A 21113-nucleotide genomic window follows, 5' to 3' on the forward strand; every position below is an offset into this window, starting at 1 on the left:
TCATCCATTAGCAACTAGTTTTGACACATTTGTGGACTTCTCAGCACCGCCACTTTCTGTAAAATGTGGGATTCAAAACACCTCTAATGGCTCTATTGTAGCAAGATTTTTTCGGAAATGCAAGGCACAAGAAAAATTACTTGAACTTGATACCATTTTCCTTCAATTTCTTGATGGTAGCTGGGCCGATTCCTTTCAAGGCAAGGAGTTCTTTTTCAGTCCAGTTTTTGAAATCTGAAGCAGACTTGATTCCTTCATCATAGAAAGTTTTGGCACGATCAAGTGGAAGCCCACCCAAGTTTGCTGCAAAATCTTCTACAGAATTGGCTACTTTTTGAGCTTGCTCTTTAGTAGCTTCTACTGCTTGTTCAACTTTTTTAGAAACAGCCTTACCAGCTTCGCTTGCTGACTGTTCTGCACGTTTCACGACTTTTTTTGTCTCTTCTACAACCTTAGTCACAGTACTTGAAAAGGCACCGGCACGACGGAGGCTATTTCGTAATTGTTTTTTACGATTGAGTTTCTTTGACATGATAAAATCCTTTCAATAAAAAACCCCTGCTCTGACAAGGATTTAATATGAATATTCTATCAAGATTTTAGTAAAAAATCAAGAATCTATCTCGTTTAATAATTTCTCTCACCAAACAAGCCTTCTGGCAAATCATGGAATCCTTTGCCTGCTTTGAAATTTTCAAATTTTCCAAGCAAGAACTGATAAGCATCCAAGCGGCTTTCGTAGCGAATCATGGCATCTTTGGCACGCTCGTCTTGGTCTTCTTCGTAGACTTTTTGACTTTCCTTGTGCGCCATGTCGTTGATCATGATCTGGGTATTGACCCAGGCTTCAAATTCCTTCATAAATTCTTGTTCGTAACTCATTTTTTCTCCTTATTCTAATCCACGGAAATAGTCCGTGTCAATCTCACGGTAGGACTGGATATCCTGAACGTATTCCAGCACACCTTGGAATTCTCCGTTTTCATCGTGCACTGCAGCGTAGGTGATGTGGACAAACTTACCTCGCGACTCAGACTTGAACCACATTTCATACTTGTCTTTTCTTCCCTCACGAAGCCCCTTCATGATAGTCTTGACCTTGTCCAAGTACTTAGGTGGATGGCAGAGTTCAACATTGCGTCCGACTTGGGACGGCGTCCGTTTGAAAATCATCTCATCAGCTGAAGTATTGTCATTGTAATACTGGAAAATATCGTCTTTATTGACAAAGGTAATCTCCATGGGGAGATGATTGAGGATGAGATTGGCCTGCTCGACTGAAAGATAGCCATTCCCAAAAGTCTGTTGACTATGGCGGTCCAGCACTGCTTCCTTTTCCTTAGGGGTAAAGGTAATGGTGAACTGGCCTTCTGGCGTATCGATAACTTGCTGAACTTGACCTTCTGCCGTATCTAGCTGCACAGGCTCCCCTGCACTATCTTCCTCAACAAAGCTCTGTCTTTCTGGCACCCATTTCTCAGACGGACGGATGATGGCATAACCATAAGCATCGCTCTCCTCCGCAATCTGAAGCCAGTCATCCTGAGTAAAGGACTCAAGGAGAATCATGAGAAGGATGGACTCTTCCTTGAGAATCATACTTTCAAACTCTGTCGCAAAGGCTTCAAAAATTTCTTTTACAATACTAATCGACACTTCAGGTAGTGATTTGGCTTCCGCTATAGCTGTTTGAAAGAGTTCCCTGATCTGATCATCCACTCCCCACATGACCTTAGGAGGCGAATCGTGCCCATAACGCTCCATGATAGGAAAGAAGAGTTCTTCTTTACGTTGGTAATGGATGTCAAATTGTCCCACAAGACCCATTTGACGGACCAAACCCTTGCGCATCTCCGCCAGCATTTCTTCATCTTCCATAGACTCATAGGTATCTAACAATCTTCGAATGCGAATCAAGGCAGCACGGAGGGCCAGATTTTCATCCTTGAAGACACGAACTGGGTGACCTGGATGCTCGGTATCCTCTACTTCGACACCTTTAATAGCATTTTTAAAAAGATTGGCATGGACATCACAGAGTTCCATGACATCTTCAAAAGTGACGCCCGAGTCCGAGTTCATCAGCTCGTGCTCCATGAGGGAAATCTCGATGGCTGAAACACCTGTAAAGGTCGCATCAAAGAGCTCCTGAACCGACTCAGGAGAGGCGCCATTATGCAATTCTAACAAAATATCCCGTAGGACATGAATCCTTTCATCTGCCATTAGTCTAATCCAACCACTTCGTAGCCATTCGCTTCCAGTGTGCGGACAATCTTGTCCATAGGGGTTCCTTCCAGCTTAGAACCCTGTTTAAGTGATACTTTACGACCAACTGTATTGCGCATTAAGGGATTGGCAAGAGGTTTAAAACCAAGCTCGACTAGAATTTCCAAGACTTCTGGATGCTTATCCACCACTTCTGCAACAGGAATTGACACATCGATGATATTGTCCATGACGACCTCCATTGTATGTTCTAAAATGATTTTACTGCTTTTATTATACCACAAGGAAAGAGATTAAAAAACTAGCAGTGAAGTTCCTGCTAGTTCTCTGCGATTTGGATTACCATCTAAATAAGTTTAAATAGCCAATCCAATATCTTAAATAATAGCTTGTAAAACAGCAATTGGACTGCAAAAGAGATGATTATCCAAAAGAATTTCACAATTCCAATAATCGGTTTGATAAAAATAATGGCAAGAAGTCCCCAGAAAAATTTCATTCTCTATCCTCTGGCTTGATGATCCACCGAGCCGTATCCATTAGCTTGTCTGCAATAAATAATTTCCCCAGACCGACAACAACATTGTCATCTTTCTTTATCGTTTTCATTACTTTTACACCTTGCATGGTCAAAAAGTAATTCCCGTAAATTTTAGCAAAAGCTTTGATAGGATTCATCTCACTCACCCTCGATTATTTCAGCCTCTTTTCGGATTGTTTCAACATCTTCTTGATATTGAACTTCACTATAATTGACTATTTTGGATAATTCTTTCTGCAAGCTTTCACCCATTGGTTTCATAGTTGCAAAGGTTAAACCACCTGAAATGATACCACCCAAGATAGGAATGAATTTTCCCATTCCTTTGGCCAGCCCTCCCTTGGTAAGATTCACACCAAATATTCTTAAGACTTTTTTCAAAATAGGGTACCAAAGCGTCTTTGTTAAAGCTTTATTAGGTACTGTTTTCATTACTTGTTTGGCAATTGTTATACCACCTGCACGTAGCAAGGCAGCGGTTCCATTCACCCCCAACATGACACCTAGATAAAGCAAGAGGGTATTTTGAGCATCTTCACTCAACTCATCGCGTGAAGCCCAAAGATCTTCATAACCATAAATATAACCTAATTCTTGAGCCAATTTCAGAGAGAAACCATAAAATTGAGCTACATCCGCTGGTATGGTAATTGCCATGGCAAGTCCACCTGGTAATCCTGCCAAAACAGAGGTTCCACTCGCCAATAAAACATTATCCCTAATGCAGGCATTAGCCACTCGATCTAAAGTTTCTTGAGATAAGAGAGACGTTGGGCCTTGTTCTAATAAGGTAGGAATGTCCTGTGGATCCAATTCTTTGGAAAACTTATCCACTAAAAATTTCGAACGATCAACCTTAACAACTGGTAATTTTACCACTTGTTGCAATACTTGCATAGCTAACTCTTGTTCAGCCATATACAAACTCCTTTTACTTCTGTAAGTTATAGTCTATGATAGCATACTCTTTTAAAGTATGTTTCAAATTCCCCTCAAAAGTTTTCAAAACTCCTTATTTTTTTAGATAAATAGTCCAATACACAAAATCAAAATCCTTGGCAACTTATTTGTTAAAGAACCTTAATAGCCTTTGTAGAGACAACTCGAATATTCAACTCTACCTTTACAACTCGAATATTCAACTCTACCTTTACAACTTGATATTCTATCTATGAACGATAGTCTATTGTTGTTTTACCTAGAATGTCCCTTGAATACGTACTAACTATGAACTTTCGAGTCTCATTTTATAAATCCATAATTTCTTTTTTCTTTCGATCAAACTCTTCCTGAGATAGTATCCCAGCATCTAAAAGAGATTTTAGTTTTGTAAGGGCTTCGATTTGTTCATCTAATGATAAACTTGGTTTCATTGCTTTTTCATCTAAACCTTGTGCCATATTCATACCAAAAATCATCCCTGCACCATCACCTAGACCATGTTGCTCCACTCCTGATGCAATTTTTTGTTGTGCTGCAATATTAGAAGCTTTCTGCGATACATCATCATAAGCCTTTAAATTCATCTTATTTGATGAAAATTGTTTAACCAATTCCTTAGATTCTGGTGAGAACTCAATATTAGCAATGGCAACTTTTACAATCTCAAATCCAAAACGTTCTTTCCAAGTCCCTGCATACTGTCCATCATTCGATACTTGGGTTGCAAGAATTGAAGCTTGTGACGGTAATTGTGAAATACGATAAGTTGTTGACAAAGAATTGAGTGCAACAATAAAAGATTGGAGAAACTCTGTCACTATTTGTGATCTAGCTTGAGCACTGTCGAAAGTATAATAAGTCACATTGGCAGGAAGAAAATTTCTGATAAATTGCTTAGCATCTGTAATTTGGATAGAAAATGTTCCAAAAGCACGTACTTCTAAATCTGTACCATAAAACAAATCATTATACATGACTGGACCACGAGTTCCAAATTTAATATCACGAATTTCTCTCAAATTAACAAAACAAATCTGTTTTTGCTGATCACTTTGACCACCGAATCCAACACGATTAACAACATTGTCAAACAGTGACTTTTTCAATCCATCACCGTTAAAAACACTGCTCTCACCATTTTGATATTCATATCCACCTGGTTCTGTAATAATTTCCTCGATACCAGACTGACTAAAGATAAAGGCTGCAGTATTTTCTGGAATAAAAATCTTGGATCCGTTGGAAATAACACCTGCAGATCCCTTCGTATTGACACCCCTACCATTATTACTTTCTTGAACAATACCGGGACTTACAGCTGTATGTTCATCAAAAGCTTGAACTGTGATAATTTCTTTCCACTGATCTGCAAATGTCCCACCAATAGAATCTGTAATTGCTTTTATCAACCCCATTTAATTGCCCCCTTATAAACTCTGATCCATATCACAATAGGCACATCTTACTGTTTGCTTCACTTGACCTGACAAAGGTGCTCCACAAAAGCTACACTTGGTTGAAATCTTTTCTGGCTCTGCATCCTTAATCCCAAGTCCTGCTTTAAAAGTGTCAAATGTATCCTTAAATGTTTCTGCCAAAACATCTGCTCCGAATAAGCTGCTATCCCCCAAGGTTTCAAAATTGCTTGTATCACCTGATATCAATTTAATAATGTTTCTAGCCCACTTGTCAGTATCCTTAGTATTATTAAATGCAAAGATAGCTTGTCCGCCATTATAATAAATTTCTAGCCGTTTCACACCATTGGTTTTGGTTACTGAAACTTGAGGTTTCCCTTCAAAAATTTTAATCTGGTTAATGGGTATGGTAACTTGGTCTTTTTTTCCTCCCCAAAAACCTTTTTTGATATGTATTAAGTGTAGATTCGTTAAAATTAATTCATCTGTAGACAAACCATTTTTCCCAAAACTCACATGGTCACTATTCATAACCATGTATTCATGTGGCAATAATTGATAATCCATCTTGAACCCCACTCTTCCTATTAAAGACTAGCTTTCCACTGCTCCACTTGCTCATGTAGATTGTCACGATAATCTTTTAGAGTCTTAATAACTTCTTCTTTCCCTTGAATCGGTGCTTTCTTGAGTGGACCATATTGTTTTTTCAGATCTTCCATCTCTTTTTTAGTGCTATCTTTTAGTTCTTGGATAGCAGCGCTATCTTCTAAAACTGTCCCTTTAAAGGCTTCGTCTGCTTCTGTATAGTAATTATCGATTATTTTCTCATTCATAATCAAGTAATCTTCATAAGTTTTTATAGACTCAATTGTCGCATCACTAACATCTTGTGGGTTGAAATCGCCTGAACTGAGTTTTTCTTTTGCTTTAGCAAGCAACCCTTTCTTTTCAGAACTACTAGATGAAGCTTCTGTTTGATCCTCACTAGAAGAGCTACTTGTTTTTTCAGATAGAGAACTACAAGCAACTAGGGTAGAGACGGAAAGACATAGCAAAGCTAAACGACAAACTTTTTTTACATTATTCATTAATAGAATCTCCTTTTATTTATGAAATCATCATATCATATTTGCTAAAAAAAAAAAGCATTTTCTAATTAGCTAACCTTTAAAAATACAGAATTCTAGTTATAGTATATTGAATCTAGAATAGTAGGAAACGATTGCTAAAACATTTTTAGAAATTAATTTGATTTTCAATCCACTATAAAAGAATATTTTCCCATTTCAAATTCCACCTATTTTCCCCCACCAAAAAAGAGGGTTACCCCTCCTTTTTAGTTCTTATCCAGATTGCGTAGCATTTCGTCAATCTTGTTTCCATACTCGATGGACTCGTCTTTGACGAAGGTCAAATCTGGGATTTTGTACAATTTCAAATTGCGACCAAGTTCACGTTTGATGGTACCAGTTGCTTTTTCAAGCCCGATTTGGGCTTTTTGATTATCTGAAGCAAGGTTACTCAAAATGGTGTAGTAAACCTTGGCAACAGACAAGTCACCTAACATCTGAACATCTGTGATGGTCACGCCTTGGACACGCGGATCACGGACTTTCTTTTGCAAAATCTCATTGACTTCACGCTTGATTTCCATGCCCACACGATCCGTACGGAAATGATTTGCCATGATATTCCTTTCTCTACTTTGAACCAAAAGCTAGGCCAGCAGACCTAGCTATTTTTAAACTTCTTGATTTTCATTTCAAATTGAAACGAAGTTCAATTTGAAATCATCTGCTTCTTTCGCCGTGGTGAAAGTGATGGAACTGATTTATCAGTCCCATCACAGGGGATTTTTGAGACCCTAGGCTCAAAAATAAGCAATGAAACCATCGGTTTGCTTGCGTCCCTCACCACCTAAGAAAGGAGCAAAAAATCTTATCGTTTGATTTCTTCCATGACATAAGCCTCAATAACATCATCCATCTTGATATCATTGTAACCATCGATCATCAATCCACCTTCACGACCGTTTGTAACTTCTTTGACGTCGTCTTTGTAGTGTTTCAAGCTTGCAAGTTCGCCATCATAGATAACGACACCGTCACGGATAACACGAACTTTAGAGTCACGGGTAACCTTACCGTTGATAACCATGAATCCACCGATAGTTCCCACTTTAGACACCTTGAAGGTTTCACGGATAACTGCTTCACCGATAATTTTTTCTTCAAATTCTGGATCAAGCATCCCCTTCATGGCTTCTTCCATCTCTTCGATAACCTTGTAGATAATGCTGTGAAGACGGATTTCCACATCGTCAGCTTCGGCTTGTTGACGAGCTTGTGGTGTAGGGCGTACATTGAAACCAACGATAAAGGCATTTGAAGCTTCGGCAAGAGTCACGTCAGATTCGTTGATGGCACCGACTGCCGAGTGGACGATGGTCACTTTGACACCTTCCACGTCGATCTTTTGAAGTGAGGCAGAAAGGGCTTCAACAGAACCTTGTACGTCTGCCTTGATGATAACGTTAACAGACTTGAGTTCACCAGCTTTAAGGGTATCAAAGAGGTTTTCAAGGCTGACACGTTGGGTAGCTTGACGTTGTTTCATAAGGGCACGTTTGGCACGCTCTTCACCTGCTGCACGCGCAGATTTTTCATCTTCGTAAACGGCAAAGTGGTCACCCGCCATTGGCGCTTCGTTCAAACCTGTGATTGAAACTGGTGTTGATGGCCCAGCAACCTTAACACGACGACCAAGGTCGTTGGTCATAGCACGGACACGACCGAAAGTATTTCCGACAACGATTGGGTCTTGAACATTCAAGGTACCTTGTTGAACAAGAAGGGTTGCGACCGCACCTTTTCCTTTATCCAAGCGAGCTTCGATAACTGTACCGATAGCACGCACTGTTGGGTCTGCCTTGAGTTCTTGGATTTCAGCCACAAGAAGGACTGTTTCCAACAATTCTTCAATGTTTTGATTGAATTTAGCTGAGATTTCAACAAATTCAGAATCTCCACCCCAAGCAGTTGACATGACACCATGCTCTGCCAATTCACCGATAACACGTTCTGGGTTAGCACCTGGTTTATCAATCTTGTTAATGGCTACGATGATTGGAACGTTGGCCGCTTTTGAGTGGTTAATGGCTTCGATAGTCTGAGGCATAACCCCGTCATCTGCCGCTACGACCAAGATAGTAATATCGGTAACAGAAGCACCGCGCGCACGCATAGATGTAAAGGCTGCGTGTCCTGGTGTATCAAGGAAGGTAATCTTCTTGCCATTTTCAACAATTTGGTAGGCACCGATATGCTGAGTGATACCACCTGCTTCACCTGTCGCAACACGAGAGTTACGAAGGGTATCTAGGAGGGTTGTTTTACCATGGTCAACGTGTCCCATGATAGTTACAACTGGTGGACGCTCAACCAATTCATCTTCATTGAGATAACCATCTTCGACAAAGAAACGTTCGATGTCGGCATTATCCACTTCAACCTTTTGCTTAGCTTCAATACCGTAATCCACCATGAGGAGTTCGATGGTTTCTCCATCCAAGGATTGGTTTTGTGTGGCCATGACACCCATCATAAAGAGTTTCTTAACGATTTCAGCTGGTTCACGTTTGATACGTTTTGCGATTTCCGCAACCGTCATACCATCTGTATACTCAAATTCTGTTGGCAATTCATGGAATTTACGCTCTGTAACAGGTTTTGGAGCCTGATTGCGGTTGTTTTGCTTATTGCCTTTTTTATTCTTTTTGTTATTACTATTATTCCAGTTACTATTCTTTTGATTTCTCACTTGATTTTGACTACTTCGATTCTTTTGGTTTTTTCTAGGACCATCTTCTTCGCGATCATAATCGTCACGTTCTTTATCTGGTCGAGCTTGTTTTTTACGACGTGTATCCACTGCAGGTTCTTTTTTCTCAGGGACGACTTCAACCACTGCTTGAACCTGTTGCTCTTGTTGGGCTTGTTCAGCTAGTTTAGCAACCTCTTCAAAGATTTCCTCTGGCTCCTTGCGTTTGTTTGCTTGAGCTAAGGCTTCTTTAGCGGCCTGATACTGCTTGAAGCGTTCCTCACTTGAACGTGCATATTCAGCATTTTGTTCTGCTTTTAGGGCTGCTGCACGGGCTTTAAAGTCAATACGTGGAGCAGCTTGATTTGGACGTTTGTCCTCTTGTTGACGGCGCTCGTTTCCACGATTTTGCTGACCTTGCTGTTTCTTAGCTTGGTCATTAAAGCGATGATTGTCGCGGTTGCCTTGACCTTGTTTTCCACCATTACGGCCGTCGTTTTTCTGACGGTTGCCGTTTTGTTGTTGGTCACGGTTATTGCCCTTATTCTGCTTGCGTCGTTCTGCCTGCTCTTTGGCACGGGCTTCACGCTCAGCCTTGAAATTACGGCTTTGTGGCTTAGCTGCTGCTTTTTCTGTTTTAGGAGCAACTTGCTCTGCAGGTTTTGCCTCTTCCTTGGCTACAGCTGGTTTAGCTGGCTCAGATTTTTCGGCTTTTTTTTCTGCACTTGCTTTTGGTGCTACCGGTTTTTCTTCTGATTTCGGAGCAGCTGCAGACTTAAAGCTAGCAGCGATTTTTGCAGCGACAGCTTCTTCCACACTTGATGAGTGGCTTTTCACATCCAAGCCCAACTCTTTTGCACGCGCTACAACTTCTTTGCTTTCTTTTCCAAGTTCTTTTGCGATTTCGTACAATCTTTTCTTAGACAAATCATGTCCTCCTCTTCTATTCCATAAGAGACCTCATTTTCTTTGTAAATCCAGCATCTGTTACAGCCAAAACCTTTCTCGATTTCCCGACTGCTATGCTTAATTCCAGTGTTGAAAACACGGTTACAATTTCTACTTGATAATACTGACTTTTATCTTGAATCTTCTTGGTCAGATTGGGTCCAGCATCATGGGCTAGAAAGACCATCTTGGCCTTGCCGTCTTGAATGGCCTTAACCACCAATTCTTCACCCGATATGATCCGCCCTGCTCGCTGAGCAAGTCCCAAGAGATTGCTTATCTTTTGCTTATTCAAGTCCTAACTCTCTTCTTTTCACTTTGTGATCCACATAAGCGATCAACTCGTCATAAAAGCTTTCATCCACTTCCATGCTAAAGTTGCGGTTAAAGACCTTCTTCTTTTTCGCCTCTAAGGCTTCTGCATTGTCTAGCTTGATATAAGCGCCACGGCCATTAGCCTTGCCTGTAGGATCAATAAAGACTTGTCCTTCCTTGTTCTTGACAATGCGGAGCAAATCACGCTTATCAATCACTTCATTAGACACAACAGACTTGCGCAAAGGGATTTTTCTCGTTTTCATCTTCCCCTCCTCTAGCAGCTTTTATTCTTCTACAGTATCGTTTTCTGCTTCCAACTCTACCGAACCAGCTTCTTCCATGGCTTCAAATTCGCTAGCAGACTTGATATCGATACGGTAACCAGTCAAGTGAGCCGCCAAGCGAACATTTTGCCCACGACGACCGATAGCAAGAGAAAGCTTGTTATCTGGTACAACCACCAAGGCACGTTTGCTGTCGTTTTCATCAAATATAACTTGGTCAACTTCAGCAGGAGCGATAGCATTGTAGATAAATTCAGCTGGATCAGCTACCCATTCGATAACGTCGATATTTTCTTCGATTGGTACCATACGGTCGCTCTTAGCATCGTAGCGAGCTGGGTGGAATTTGCTGGTAATCTTCTTGATATTAGCACCACCACGTCCAACGATTGTACCGATAGCGTCCACATTTGGATTATGACTGCGAACGGCAACCTTCGTACGGTCACCAGCTTCACGAGCCACGCTCATAATTTCAACAGTTCCATCATAAACTTCTGGAATTTCTTGCTCCATCAAACGTTTGATCATTTCTGGATGGCTACGGCTAACAAAGACGTTGACACCACGAGGGTTGTCTTCAACTTTATAAACATATACTTCGATACGATCATGAGAAGCAAAAACTTCTCCAGGGATTTGGTCTTGTTTTGACAATTGGGCTTCAATGCTGCCAAGGTTGACATAGATGAAGCGGTTGTCAAAGCGTTCTACTGTACCAGACATGATTTCTTGTTCATGCTCTTTGTAAGTGTTATAGGTAATGGCACGTGTTTGCTTGCGCATTTTTTCCATGATGGTTTGTTTGGCAGATTGGGCTGCTACACGACCAAACTCAGCAGGTGCTTCTTCAAACTTGATTTTATCCCCAAGCTCATAGGCTGAATTAATGGCAAGAGCATCTTTTAAGCTGATTTCCAAACGGCTATCAAATACTTCATCAACCACTTCACGGACAGTATAGACTGTAAAGTCACCTGTTTTCTCGTTAAAGTCAATAGCTACACTGTCCGACTGACCATAGCGTCTGCGATAAGCGGAACGAAGCGACTCTACTACTGCGTCGATGATATCTTCTTTTTTGATTCCCTTGTCTTCTTCCAAAATGCGGAAGGCCTCTAGCATTTCTTTACTCATGTTTTCTTCACTTTTGAATCCTCAAAAGCTATCCTTTCTTTTTCTATAATTTAACTGCTAAACGTGCTTTTGATACTAAACTGTATGGAATTTGGACGGTTTTCTTACGCGTCTTGTCCATATATTCCATAGTCAACTCGTCCTCTTCGAAGGCCAACAAGGTTCCTTCAAAGACCTTTTGCTTATCGATGGCTTGGTAGAGCCCGACATGGATGTATTTCCCAACCGCTCCAGCGACGGCATCCTTGGTTTTCAAAGGACGTTCCAAGCCCGGACTGGTGATTTCTAGGAAATATTGTTCTGGGAAGGGATCTGGCTTGATGGTGTCTAGGACAGGACTGATAATTTCTGTCAAGTCTGCTGTGTCGTTCAAGGTAATTCCTTCAGGTTTATCTACAAAAATACTGAGAATCATGTCACTGCCAATCTTTCCATACTCGATATCCACGAGTTCGAAAGGCGCTTGTATGACAGGTTCTACAACTTCTCTGACTAATTCTACGATTGTTGCGATTGCGTCCACCTCCTCATAAGCAAGAGGCGAAGATATTTCCCCGCCTCACTTTTCATATTCTTACTATTAGTATAGCACGTTTGCCAACTTATGTAAAGCAAAAGCACTTATACAGCCTGATTTTAGGCTATTTCTTAAAATTCTGCCTCAACTCGATAGATAACTTGCCCCTTGTTGGAGAATTTTTGCTCGTATTCTGTCATGACATTGCCTTCAAAATCACTAGCATGTAAATCTAACCAGACACCATTGAGTTTCATGCCATACTGAGAAAAACTCACTAGGCTGTACTCAAACAAGCCACGGTTATCCGTCTTGAAATGAATTTCTCCATTTTCAGGCAAGATACGTTTGAAGGTATCCAAGAAGGTTTTGTAGGTCAAACGACGCTTTTCATGGCGTTTTTTAGGCCAAGGATCTGAAAAGTTCAGATACAAGCGATCAATCTCACCGTCTTCAAAGTAGTCTGTCAAATCAGAACCATCCACCCACAAGAGCTTGATGTTAGGCACTCCAACTTCAAGCACCTTGTCCAAAGCGTAGCTCAAAACAGACTTTTGAATATCAATCCCGATATAGTTGATATCAGGGTTTTGCTTTGCCATACCTGAAACAAAGGCACCCTTTCCACTTCCAACTTCCACATGAATGGGATTATCATTGCCAAACAAGTCCCGCCATTTTCCCTTGGCTTCCAAGGGATTGAGGACCACATACTGGGGATTTGCCTCTAGTAATTCTGTCGCCCCTTTACGATTTCTAACTCTCATCTTCTCTTTCCATACTTGTCTCGGAAGTGACGCAAGCCATGAATCTCCCGATTAACATTTTCTAAATCTTGGTTCATATAATACTTGGAAATCTGGCTCAAATAAGACAATTGACCATACCAATACAATTTATTTAATACCGTTTGATTGTACTTGTAACCGTAGTAGGTCAACCATTCCTTCCACTGATGTTCTGGAATATAATGGCAGAGCATATGGGCCACATCAAACATGCGGTCGGTCAAACGAACCGAATCCCAATCCACCAAATAAATCAAGCCACTGTCTGTCTCAATCCAATTACTATGTCGTACATCTCCATGGACAATGGTCGCATGGTCCTCTCTAAATCCTGGAATAGTCTGACGTAAATCAGCCATCACTTCACTGATAAAATGATTTTTACGCAAAGCATCTGGAGCCGTTTCTTGCCAAGACTGTAGTAAATCTACAGGTGTTTCCATAGCATAACCCAAACGATTCAACTGTGTCATCAACGGACGTGAGCGATGCAGACGAGTTAAAATATTGACGATTTGCTTACGATTCATATCATAGGGGGTCAATATCTTGCCTGTCAACCATTCTTGAGCACACATATCACGCCCATCTGCCAAACGGCGACTCCATAATAATTGTGGAGCAATTTGTTCTCTAGCTAGACCAGGTAGGATTGGAGAGGTGTTCATTTTTACAAAGATGCGCTTCCCATCAGGATAGCTACCCATATAAGCCTTGCCACTTTTCCCAGGTATGGGAGTCAGTGTTAGCTCATTATCACCCAAATCCATTTCTTTCCTCCGTATAAAGTTTCCTTACTATTCTACTAGTTTTTGGCCTATTCGTCAACCGCTCCAGACCCGATTCTCAAAGAAAAACCTCTGGATTGACTTGGGTATCATTATAGAAAGAAAAAGGAAAGCACCGTCTTCTGCTTACCTTTTCATGATTTTTATAAATAATATAAGAGTGGCCAAGCATTGTAAAACATGTGGACTAGAGTAGAAACCCATAGGTTTTGGCTCTTTTTATAAGCAAAGCCCAGCAACAAGCCCCCGAAAAGATAATAGCAAAACGAAGGAATATCATAAGGTTCATGCATGAAAGAAAAGAGAGAGGAAGTCAGTACAAGTCCTAGCCAAGAATTGTCAAAAAACGCACCCTGAAGAAGTCCTCTAAACAGGAGTTCCTCATGGATAGGTGCCAAAACCGTGACATTTACAATAAAGGAAAGCGAAAGTCCATTACTCGTTTTCTCAAGGTGTTGAGCCGAAGCACCAGAAGCAACTGAGAAAAAGGCATGATAGCTAATACTTACCAGCACAGTGAGAAGAAAAATGCCAATGAAGAGCAAGAGTTGTTTCTTGCTTAAAATCCCAAAAGAAATCATATCAAACCATTTAGCATAGCCAAAACTAAGGAAAAGCAAGAGACTCTTTATCATAATGAATGTGTACTGGTGTTGAAAATAATCCCCTTGATTAATGGAATAACCCGCTGCACCAACGATTGCAAATACTAAAAATCCCAAAAATAAGGCATGGCACTTATTAAAAATTCTCATAAAACTAGCCTCCCCACCAAACAGACTTCCTACACGTCATTCTTTAGTTCTAGCCTTTCCAAAACAAACCATTTGAGTAACCAAAATCCGACCACATAGCCAGCCCCTAAGAATATAGCCATTAAAGCTAGCAGGGAATTTAGGGAATTAAAGACCACCGCAGATACAAAGGTTAGCACAAAAACATTAAAGGCAATGGTGTCAGAAGCCAAGACTAGAATATAGGGTGTCAACCGGTCTAAAGTTTTGGAATCTAGGAAAAATAAGTGTTTATACATGATGACCTCCTCTTATCAGACTATAGACTAGCCGCAAGTTCTTCCCTACTTTTTATAATACTTCAAGCCCCAAATGAGTAGAAGCATAATAATCAAGCAGAGAATAGCGCCAATATAGGCAATTAGTTGTTGGTAAGATTCTCCTGCTGTGACACCTCTATACAAACAAATAATAGACATAAAACCTGTCAAGCCGATGAACATGAGTTGATTGGTTCTAGGACTAACCAAATCATCATCTTCAAACTCTCTTATCCTCATTTCTCTAGTGAGATAAACAGTGACCAAAATAGAAGCCAAGTTAATAACCACTAAAAGAAATTGGAAAACCAAGGAAAAATTTAAAAACTGACGAGATAGAAATAGATAAGTAGAGACAAGTAAAGGCAACTGACCTAAGAACAATCTCGCAAGGAAGATGTTCCGTTTTTTAGCAAGAAAAGTTTTCATTTCTTTGCTCCTTTCTTTTTAGTTAAGGCAAAATAGATCACAACCGCAATCATATAGGCTATGGTATAAAATAGATGATACCAAATACTCTCCCTAAGCGGATAAAGAAGGATAGACATGATCAGATATAGAACGAAAATAATCAGTATTTTTTTCTTCATAAAATTTCCTCCTAAATGTATGCTTTATCTTAGTTTAGCTACGACCTTTACACTGCTAGTATAGCACTCATTTTATCCTTGGAACACTCAAATCATAAATGGTCATCAAAACATCTTGAATTGTAAAAAATTAAAAAAGCAAGCATGAAAAACATACTTGCCCTTTACACCATATTGATACCAACTTAATTTGTAGATTTTTTATCCTGCTATCACATATCATTTTGACAGGCGAAACAATATTAAAGAAACTCCCCTGTAGATTAAACTAGCGATAAAAAATCTCTTTATCTAATTAGATCTATCTTTATTCTTCTTTGGAGATTTTAAAAATTTTTCCCTAATTAAAGAAGTAATATAAGAAACAAACATGCCAACAACAAAAGCAATAAGAAAACTTTTGAAATCCATAATTACCTCCAAGTACACAAGCTCAAGCCTTTAAGCAACCATAATAGCCAATTGTAACATTGTTTTTGCATTCACGAGGAATACCTCTTTTTACTTTCGTCCTATTACAACTTTAATAAGGTTAGTATACTACTATTTTTTAAAATTTTCCATCCAAATCACAAATGGTCATCAAAACATCTTGAATTGTAAAATATTTAAAAAGCAAGCATGGAAAACATACTTGCCCTGGGGGAACTTGACAATGTGAAAATACAAAATAGAAAACTACTCACCCTCACTTCCGTATGTTCTCATATATTCTCATAATCGCAACAAGGATAGCAGCTGTTCCACTTGCCAAAGCGATAAGGGTAATGATAATGTTGAGAATTTCAGGCGTCCTCTCTATTCTGTTGACAAGACGGACTAAAGACAATACTGTCAATAAGAGTAAAGCTACTGACCCTGTCCGAATTAAAGAAGCCATTCGGTTCTCAACTGCATATAAAAAGGCTGGTAGCATAACACAGGCTATAGCAATCACAAACAGATTGCCCCCCGTTTCTTCTCCCTTGTTCACCACGGAAATCATGAGAAGATTTGATGCTATGATCAACGTAGAGCAGATGATAAAAAAGGATTTCTTATTCATTTAATATACCTCACATACTATAGCAAAAGTCTGGCTCGATAAAGACAAACTTTATCTGTTAACTTCTGCCAATTTTTTCACAAATTTTCTAATAATAAACCTACAGCAAGTGAACCGTTAAAACCTGACGAAAGACTTGATCTTGACAGGTGGTATTGAGACTAGTATTGGGATAACTTTCCACAATCTTCATGACGGTATAGAGGCCAACTCCTCTCTCCTCCCCTTTAGAACTTGCTCCAAAGGAGAAGATTTCAGAAATATCTATGCTATCTTCTTTGATGGAGTTTTCAATGATAAAGGTCTCCTGTTCTCCATTTTTAAAAAAAGCGATTGAAACATGAGGTTGACTAGCCTCTATACTAGCTTCAATAGCGTTGTCACAAAGGATAGACACAATAGTCAGAAAATCAAGCAGGCTCATCCCCTCTACCTGAATCTCCTCAGGAACTTCGACATTAAAGATAATCTTCTTATCTATGGCTTTTAGAAATTTCCCCGCGAGGAGACTTTTGAGGGCACGGTCACGAATATTCACCAATCTGCCCAGGTCATATTTATTGTCCTGCAATTTCTGACTAGAATCCTTTAAAACAGAGTCGTAAATCTCTTTTATCTGCTCTATATCCTCCTCTTCAATACCCAGACGTAAACTGGTTAAGAGGTTGGTGTAGTCATGTCGAAAGCTCCGCACTTCCTTATAAAGCTCCTCTATATGCCGACTATAGCGTTCCATATCTCTATAGCGCAAGGTCTGCTCTTGGTTCAGTTTTTCCTGAAGTTTTTCCTTCAAATAGGTATCCAGCTTCTTGATAATCCCCATAAAAAAGAGCAAGTAAAACACTAGAATCAGATGGCGAACAGTCGTTGATTGAATACCTTGTACATATTCAAAATAAGACAGACTTTGCATCACTAGATAGTAAGCCCCCATTATCCAGTTAATCTTAGTCAGGGACTTTTGAAAACCTTTATCTAGAAACTCCTTTCTCAAGCTAGTGAAATCATAGTCTAACCATCTCAAAAAGGCTAGAGAAATGAAGAAATTGAAAATTATTATACATAACCAAGTAAATGAGTAGTCATTATATAGTTGCCCTTGCTCTAAAAACGGAAGCAAAAAATAGGAAACACCTCTATAAAAGAGATTTACCAATATCATTGGAAAGAGACCATAAAAGATAAGGAGTTTTTTAGGAAGCCCTCTAAACAATAAGAAAGATAAGCCGATACCGTACAATGGTTCCGTAAAATAAGATAGGTAAGTATTTCCTACTATATAGTTAATTGTTACAAAAACAAATGCCAACAGTATCTTAAAAAGAAAGGCCTTAAAAATCCTCTCAAAAGTGAGACCAATTCCATCCACCTTAAAGAAAATGACAATTTCTAGTCCATGAGTAACAAGTGTATACAACAATATCCAAGCAATATTCATAAACTCTCCTAGCTCAGTGTAAGTTATTGATGGCTTCAGACACTTCCCTGACCTTATAACGCGCGATCATACAGCTTCCACCATTGGGAAAGTAAAGAAGTTTTTCTTTCTTATCCAAACGAACCACATTTGCAGGATTGATGAGAAAAGAGCGGTGGCACTGCAAGAGACGGGGTTCCTGCTTGAAAACCTCCTCTAAACTCGCTGTAAATTCCAACCTATCCGTCTTAGTATAGAGAATAACACGATGGGCTCTGGGCGATGTTTCGAGATAGTAGACCTCTTTAAAAGGATACTGGAATTGGGCAAATTTTGATTTAAAGTAAAAGCAATCTTCCGCCAGACTTTTACTGTCTTGACTATTGGCATAGAGAAGGGCTGTCTCGATCCGAGATTCAAACTCCTCTACTGACAAGGCCTTATCAATGTAGTCCAGAGCAGACACTTGGTAGCGAAAAGATAGAGGCATAAACTCCGAGTGAGTCGTCACAAAGACGATGAGAGCATAAGGATCTCGATCCCGAATTTTTCTAGCCACTTCCAGCCCCTTCATCTCCTCATTTCGAATCTCAATATCCAAAAAGAATAGCTGATGGGCTCCCTTCTCATGCACCTCTGACAGCAGCTGGTCTGGTTTGCCAAAAACTTCAAAAGAACTGGGAGTGATCTGATGTTCCTTCAAAAGTTTCTCAATCGTCGTTTCAATTCTAGTCTGTTGGGAAAAATCATCTTCTAAAACAAATATTCTCATCTTCTTACTCCCCTTGTTTCAATTTCTTCCTAAAAAGAGAATAGCAAAAATACTTTGATACAAGCCCACCAAATCTTAAACAGGCCTTCAAAGCTCCTGAAAGGTGTCTAATTCCTCAAATAAGCATGATAATCTTACAACTATTTTATCATAAAATTCACTCAGCGCAATTCAAGACATTTCAATGACAATTAAAGATTTGAGACTGAAAAAACCTCTAAAAGTGATAGACTGACAGTATCAAAATACACTTGCTATAATCAAGACTAGCACCCAGATTAGAGGAGGAATTCTCATGACAGATACAGACCCTATCAAAAGAGCTCAGGCTTTGATTACTGACTTAAACAAAGCCTATCAAGCATGCAAACAGGCAACCGCTGACGACATCCGCTTTCAGGAACAATTAAACTCTATTCTTGGCTTTCTAGCCAAGGCTGAGACAGTGGATAATCGAGTCTTGATTGAACTGGAAAAATTTTACCAGACTTCCAGTCTTCTCATGGGACTCAGCGCTCTTGATCCAGACGCTCCTACTCGCGCCGCTTGGCGTGCCTATGACCGCTTCCACTTTGACCAAGTCAAGACCAAGTTGAGTCTCTACGGACCAACCATTATCCTGTAGAAAATAAAAGAAGCTGAGACAAACTGAACTCAACTTCTTTTTTAATATCATATAGGCAATGTTAGTCCTGCATCTGACGTTTGACCTGATAAGGTAAGTACAAGACTAGTAAAACCAAACCAGCTCCCAGCAAGGCTAGAAGGGCTAGTTTTTCTTGGAAGGTAATCAACCCAACAACTAATTCCACAAGTAAAACAAAACTGTTCAATCCTCGGACTACAGCCTGCAAGCCTTTTTCCTTTTGCCCCTTGTCCAGTGGAAAGAGTTGGGTCAAATACTGGTAGTCAAAGGCATGATAGAGGGCCAGCAACTGGAAGAGCAAGAGGTAGTTAAAGAGAACCACCACTGCTGTCGCAATCCAAGCTTGCTCGATAAAGACCTGCGCCAGCAAGGAAAGTAGGAGCAGACGGAGACTGAGCGCAAAGAGGTCTCCATTTCGCAAATAAGAACGTAGATAGAGATTTTGCCAAATCTTCCCAGGCACCTTCTGAACAGCCTTTAGGATAAAGTCCAGATAGGCACGACGCTTGACGCTGTTTGAAATTCCCTTGACCTGCGTAAAGAGGGCAAAGAAACGAAGCAAGACTTGCTTACGCTTGCTTTCTTGGGAAATGACATAGTCCCAGTTCAGTCCAGTTTCCGTGAAAAATTTGCTGGCCTTTTGACGAAAGAGGAAATATTTTCCTACCCCCAATAAAAGCACATAGACCAGAAAAAGTGGCAAGCCATAACCCATCGCCAAAAATAGGGGCGCAAATAACAGCAAGAAAAGGGTCTGGACAAAGAGCCAAAAGACTAGGGAAATGCCAGTTTGACGCTTGAGATGGAGTTTGATTTCCTCTTCTCCGACTAAGAGAAAGAGCTTGTCTGGAGCCTCCATATAGGTGGCAATTCCTCCCCAAAGTAAAAGTAAAACAGACGTAATTCCTACAAACAAAAGGATGGGCCAATGATTTTCAGGAAAATGTTGCAAGAGTTGACTGTACTGGTAGGCTAGAAAACCGATGAGAACCAGCAGGAATAAGACAAAGTGGTCATTGAGAACATAACGCAGATAACCAAGACACTCCTTACGAAAAGCCTGCTTTCTCTTTAAAAACAAGTCTTTCATAGCTCCTCCTCTTTGGTCAGAGCCAAGTAGATATCATTCAAACTAGCCTCAGGCATGTTAAAGGCTTCGCGCAGTTGCAGGAGATTGCCTTTGGCACGCACCTCTCCCTTGTGAAGAATGACAAAGGCATCACACATCTTCTCCGCAGAATCCAGCACGTGGGTACTCATGAGAATGGACTTACCCTTTTGCTTTTCCACTTCCAAAAGCTGAATCAAGTCTGCAATAGCCAATGGATCAAGACCAAGGAAAGGCTCATCCACGATAAAGAGACTTGGATCCACCACAAAAGCACAAATAATCATGACCTTCTGCTTCATCCCTTTTGAAAAATGAACAGGGAACCAGTCCAATTTCTGATCCAGACGAAACATTTTTAATAAAGGTTCTACTCGATCAAAAGCCACTTTCTGCTCAATACCATAAGCCATGGCAACCGTTTCGATATGCTCTCTGAGGGTCAGTTCCTCATACAGACTAGGTGTCTCAGGAATGTAGCCAATCTGCTTGCGGTAACTTGTCGCATCTTCTTGCAGGGTCAAGCCATTGATATTGATAGAACCACTATAGGGTGTTAACAGACCGATAATTTCATTAATAGTCGTCGATTTCCCAGCACCATTGAGACCAATCAGACCGACCAGCTGCCCACTTTCAACAGTAAAGGACACATCTTTCAAGACAGGGACATGAACATAGCCACCTGTCAGGTTTTTAATTTCTAACATATTTTCTCCAAATCTGGTATAATGTAGCTATATTATATC

General features: G+C 40.2%; 27 protein-coding genes. 1 reads left to right on the forward strand and 26 read right to left on the reverse strand.

Features of this window, described 5'->3' with window-relative positions:
* Positions 1-136 precede the first annotated feature (136 nt).
* The 24 genes from FQT24_RS06030 to FQT24_RS06155 form a co-directional block, all read right to left on the reverse strand.
* Entirely contained in the window at positions 137-532 is a 396-nt protein-coding gene (locus FQT24_RS06030; protein WP_000038631.1) for a helix-hairpin-helix domain-containing protein, read from the reverse strand.
* A gap of 95 nt (positions 533-627) precedes the next feature.
* Positions 628-882: a DUF1912 family protein gene (locus FQT24_RS06035; protein WP_000119707.1), complete on the reverse strand. Its 255-nt coding sequence runs from the start codon at positions 880-882 to the stop codon at positions 628-630.
* A gap of 9 nt (positions 883-891) precedes the next feature.
* Entirely contained in the window at positions 892-2226 is a 1335-nt protein-coding gene (locus FQT24_RS06040) for a DUF438 domain-containing protein (RefSeq protein ID WP_143952473.1), read from the reverse strand.
* Complete coding sequence (locus FQT24_RS06045) at positions 2226-2459, reverse strand: DUF1858 domain-containing protein (RefSeq protein ID WP_000368740.1); 234 nt, start codon at positions 2457-2459, stop codon at positions 2226-2228. Before FQT24_RS06045 ends, FQT24_RS06040 begins: the two co-directional genes overlap by 1 nt.
* 265 nt (positions 2460-2724) lie before the next feature.
* Entirely contained in the window at positions 2725-2907 is a 183-nt protein-coding gene (locus FQT24_RS06050) for a hypothetical protein (RefSeq protein WP_033676265.1), read from the reverse strand.
* Between the two features lies 1 nt (position 2908).
* Positions 2909-3688, reverse strand: a complete 780-nt coding sequence (locus FQT24_RS06055; RefSeq protein ID WP_143952474.1) for a hypothetical protein — start codon at positions 3686-3688, stop codon at positions 2909-2911.
* A 329-nt stretch (positions 3689-4017) separates the two neighbouring features.
* The gene (locus tag FQT24_RS06060; RefSeq protein WP_143952475.1) at positions 4018-5127 is read right to left on the reverse strand and encodes an SPFH domain-containing protein; all 1110 of its coding nucleotides are present in this window, start codon (positions 5125-5127) and stop codon (positions 4018-4020) included.
* 12 nt (positions 5128-5139) lie between these two features.
* Positions 5140-5697, reverse strand: coding sequence for a C1 domain-containing protein (locus FQT24_RS06065; protein WP_143952476.1), 558 nt, complete (start codon positions 5695-5697; stop codon positions 5140-5142).
* 20 nt (positions 5698-5717) lie between these two features.
* Complete coding sequence (locus FQT24_RS06070) at positions 5718-6221, reverse strand: hypothetical protein (protein WP_143952477.1); 504 nt, start codon at positions 6219-6221, stop codon at positions 5718-5720.
* 248 nt (positions 6222-6469) lie between these two features.
* Entirely contained in the window at positions 6470-6820 is a 351-nt protein-coding gene (gene rbfA / locus FQT24_RS06075) for a 30S ribosome-binding factor RbfA (protein ID WP_001273601.1), read from the reverse strand.
* Positions 6821-7071: 251 nt separating this feature from the next.
* Complete coding sequence (infB, locus tag FQT24_RS06080) at positions 7072-9879, reverse strand: translation initiation factor IF-2 (RefSeq protein ID WP_143952478.1); 2808 nt, start codon at positions 9877-9879, stop codon at positions 7072-7074.
* Positions 9880-9895: 16 nt separating this feature from the next.
* Entirely contained in the window at positions 9896-10195 is a 300-nt protein-coding gene (locus FQT24_RS06085; protein WP_102210536.1) for a YlxQ-related RNA-binding protein, read from the reverse strand.
* Positions 10188-10481: an RNase P modulator RnpM gene (rnpM, locus tag FQT24_RS06090; RefSeq protein WP_143952479.1), complete on the reverse strand. Its 294-nt coding sequence runs from the start codon at positions 10479-10481 to the stop codon at positions 10188-10190. The genes FQT24_RS06085 and rnpM overlap by 8 nt, the downstream gene beginning before the upstream one ends.
* Positions 10482-10502: 21 nt before the next feature.
* Positions 10503-11639 (reverse strand): transcription termination factor NusA, encoded by a 1137-nt coding sequence (nusA, locus tag FQT24_RS06095; RefSeq protein WP_049502004.1) that lies wholly within the window; start codon positions 11637-11639, stop codon positions 10503-10505.
* 43 nt (positions 11640-11682) lie between these two features.
* Positions 11683-12162 carry a ribosome maturation factor RimP gene (rimP, locus tag FQT24_RS06100; protein ID WP_000338691.1) on the reverse strand — a complete coding sequence of 160 codons (480 nt, stop codon included), beginning with the start codon at positions 12160-12162 and terminating at the stop codon, positions 11683-11685.
* A 125-nt stretch (positions 12163-12287) separates the two neighbouring features.
* The gene (trmB, locus tag FQT24_RS06105; protein WP_001266094.1) at positions 12288-12923 is read right to left on the reverse strand and encodes a tRNA (guanosine(46)-N7)-methyltransferase TrmB; all 636 of its coding nucleotides are present in this window, start codon (positions 12921-12923) and stop codon (positions 12288-12290) included.
* Complete coding sequence (ccrZ, locus tag FQT24_RS06110; protein WP_143952480.1) at positions 12920-13714, reverse strand: cell cycle regulator CcrZ; 795 nt, start codon at positions 13712-13714, stop codon at positions 12920-12922. The genes trmB and ccrZ overlap by 4 nt, the downstream gene beginning before the upstream one ends.
* A 161-nt stretch (positions 13715-13875) precedes the next feature.
* A complete protein-coding gene (locus FQT24_RS06120) occupies positions 13876-14487 on the reverse strand; it encodes a CPBP family intramembrane glutamic endopeptidase (protein WP_143952482.1) in 612 nt (203 codons plus the stop codon).
* 29 nt (positions 14488-14516) lie between these two features.
* Positions 14517-14765, reverse strand: a complete 249-nt coding sequence (gene blpZ, locus FQT24_RS06125; protein WP_000276503.1) for an immunity protein BlpZ — start codon at positions 14763-14765, stop codon at positions 14517-14519.
* Positions 14766-14810: 45 nt separating this feature from the next.
* A complete protein-coding gene (locus FQT24_RS06130; protein ID WP_070526476.1) occupies positions 14811-15215 on the reverse strand; it encodes an immunity protein in 405 nt (134 codons plus the stop codon).
* 452 nt (positions 15216-15667) lie between these two features.
* Entirely contained in the window at positions 15668-15787 is a 120-nt protein-coding gene (locus FQT24_RS11070) for a PncF family bacteriocin immunity protein (protein WP_060627126.1), read from the reverse strand.
* A gap of 277 nt (positions 15788-16064) precedes the next feature.
* The gene (locus FQT24_RS11230; RefSeq protein WP_260666390.1) at positions 16065-16256 is read right to left on the reverse strand and encodes a hypothetical protein; all 192 of its coding nucleotides are present in this window, start codon (positions 16254-16256) and stop codon (positions 16065-16067) included.
* Between the two features lie 265 nt (positions 16257-16521).
* Positions 16522-17859, reverse strand: coding sequence for a sensor histidine kinase (locus FQT24_RS06150; protein ID WP_143952484.1), 1338 nt, complete (start codon positions 17857-17859; stop codon positions 16522-16524).
* Positions 17860-17872: 13 nt separating this feature from the next.
* Positions 17873-18610: a response regulator transcription factor gene (locus FQT24_RS06155; protein ID WP_143952485.1), complete on the reverse strand. Its 738-nt coding sequence runs from the start codon at positions 18608-18610 to the stop codon at positions 17873-17875.
* 295 nt (positions 18611-18905) lie between these two features.
* On the opposite strand from FQT24_RS06155, the gene FQT24_RS06160 reads away from it, so the two are divergent.
* Entirely contained in the window at positions 18906-19235 is a 330-nt protein-coding gene (locus FQT24_RS06160) for a helicase BlpT (RefSeq protein ID WP_143952486.1), read from the forward strand.
* A gap of 61 nt (positions 19236-19296) precedes the next feature.
* On the opposite strand, the gene FQT24_RS06165 is transcribed toward FQT24_RS06160, so the two are convergent.
* Positions 19297-20346, reverse strand: a complete 1050-nt coding sequence (locus FQT24_RS06165; protein ID WP_143952487.1) for an ABC transporter permease — start codon at positions 20344-20346, stop codon at positions 19297-19299.
* The gene (locus FQT24_RS06170; protein WP_023940790.1) at positions 20343-21074 is read right to left on the reverse strand and encodes an ABC transporter ATP-binding protein; all 732 of its coding nucleotides are present in this window, start codon (positions 21072-21074) and stop codon (positions 20343-20345) included. The genes FQT24_RS06165 and FQT24_RS06170 overlap by 4 nt, the downstream gene beginning before the upstream one ends.
* Between the last annotated feature and the right edge of the window lie 39 nt (positions 21075-21113).

Source organism: Streptococcus mitis, assembly GCF_901542415.1.
GTDB classification, from domain to species: domain Bacteria; phylum Bacillota; class Bacilli; order Lactobacillales; family Streptococcaceae; genus Streptococcus; species Streptococcus mitis_BL.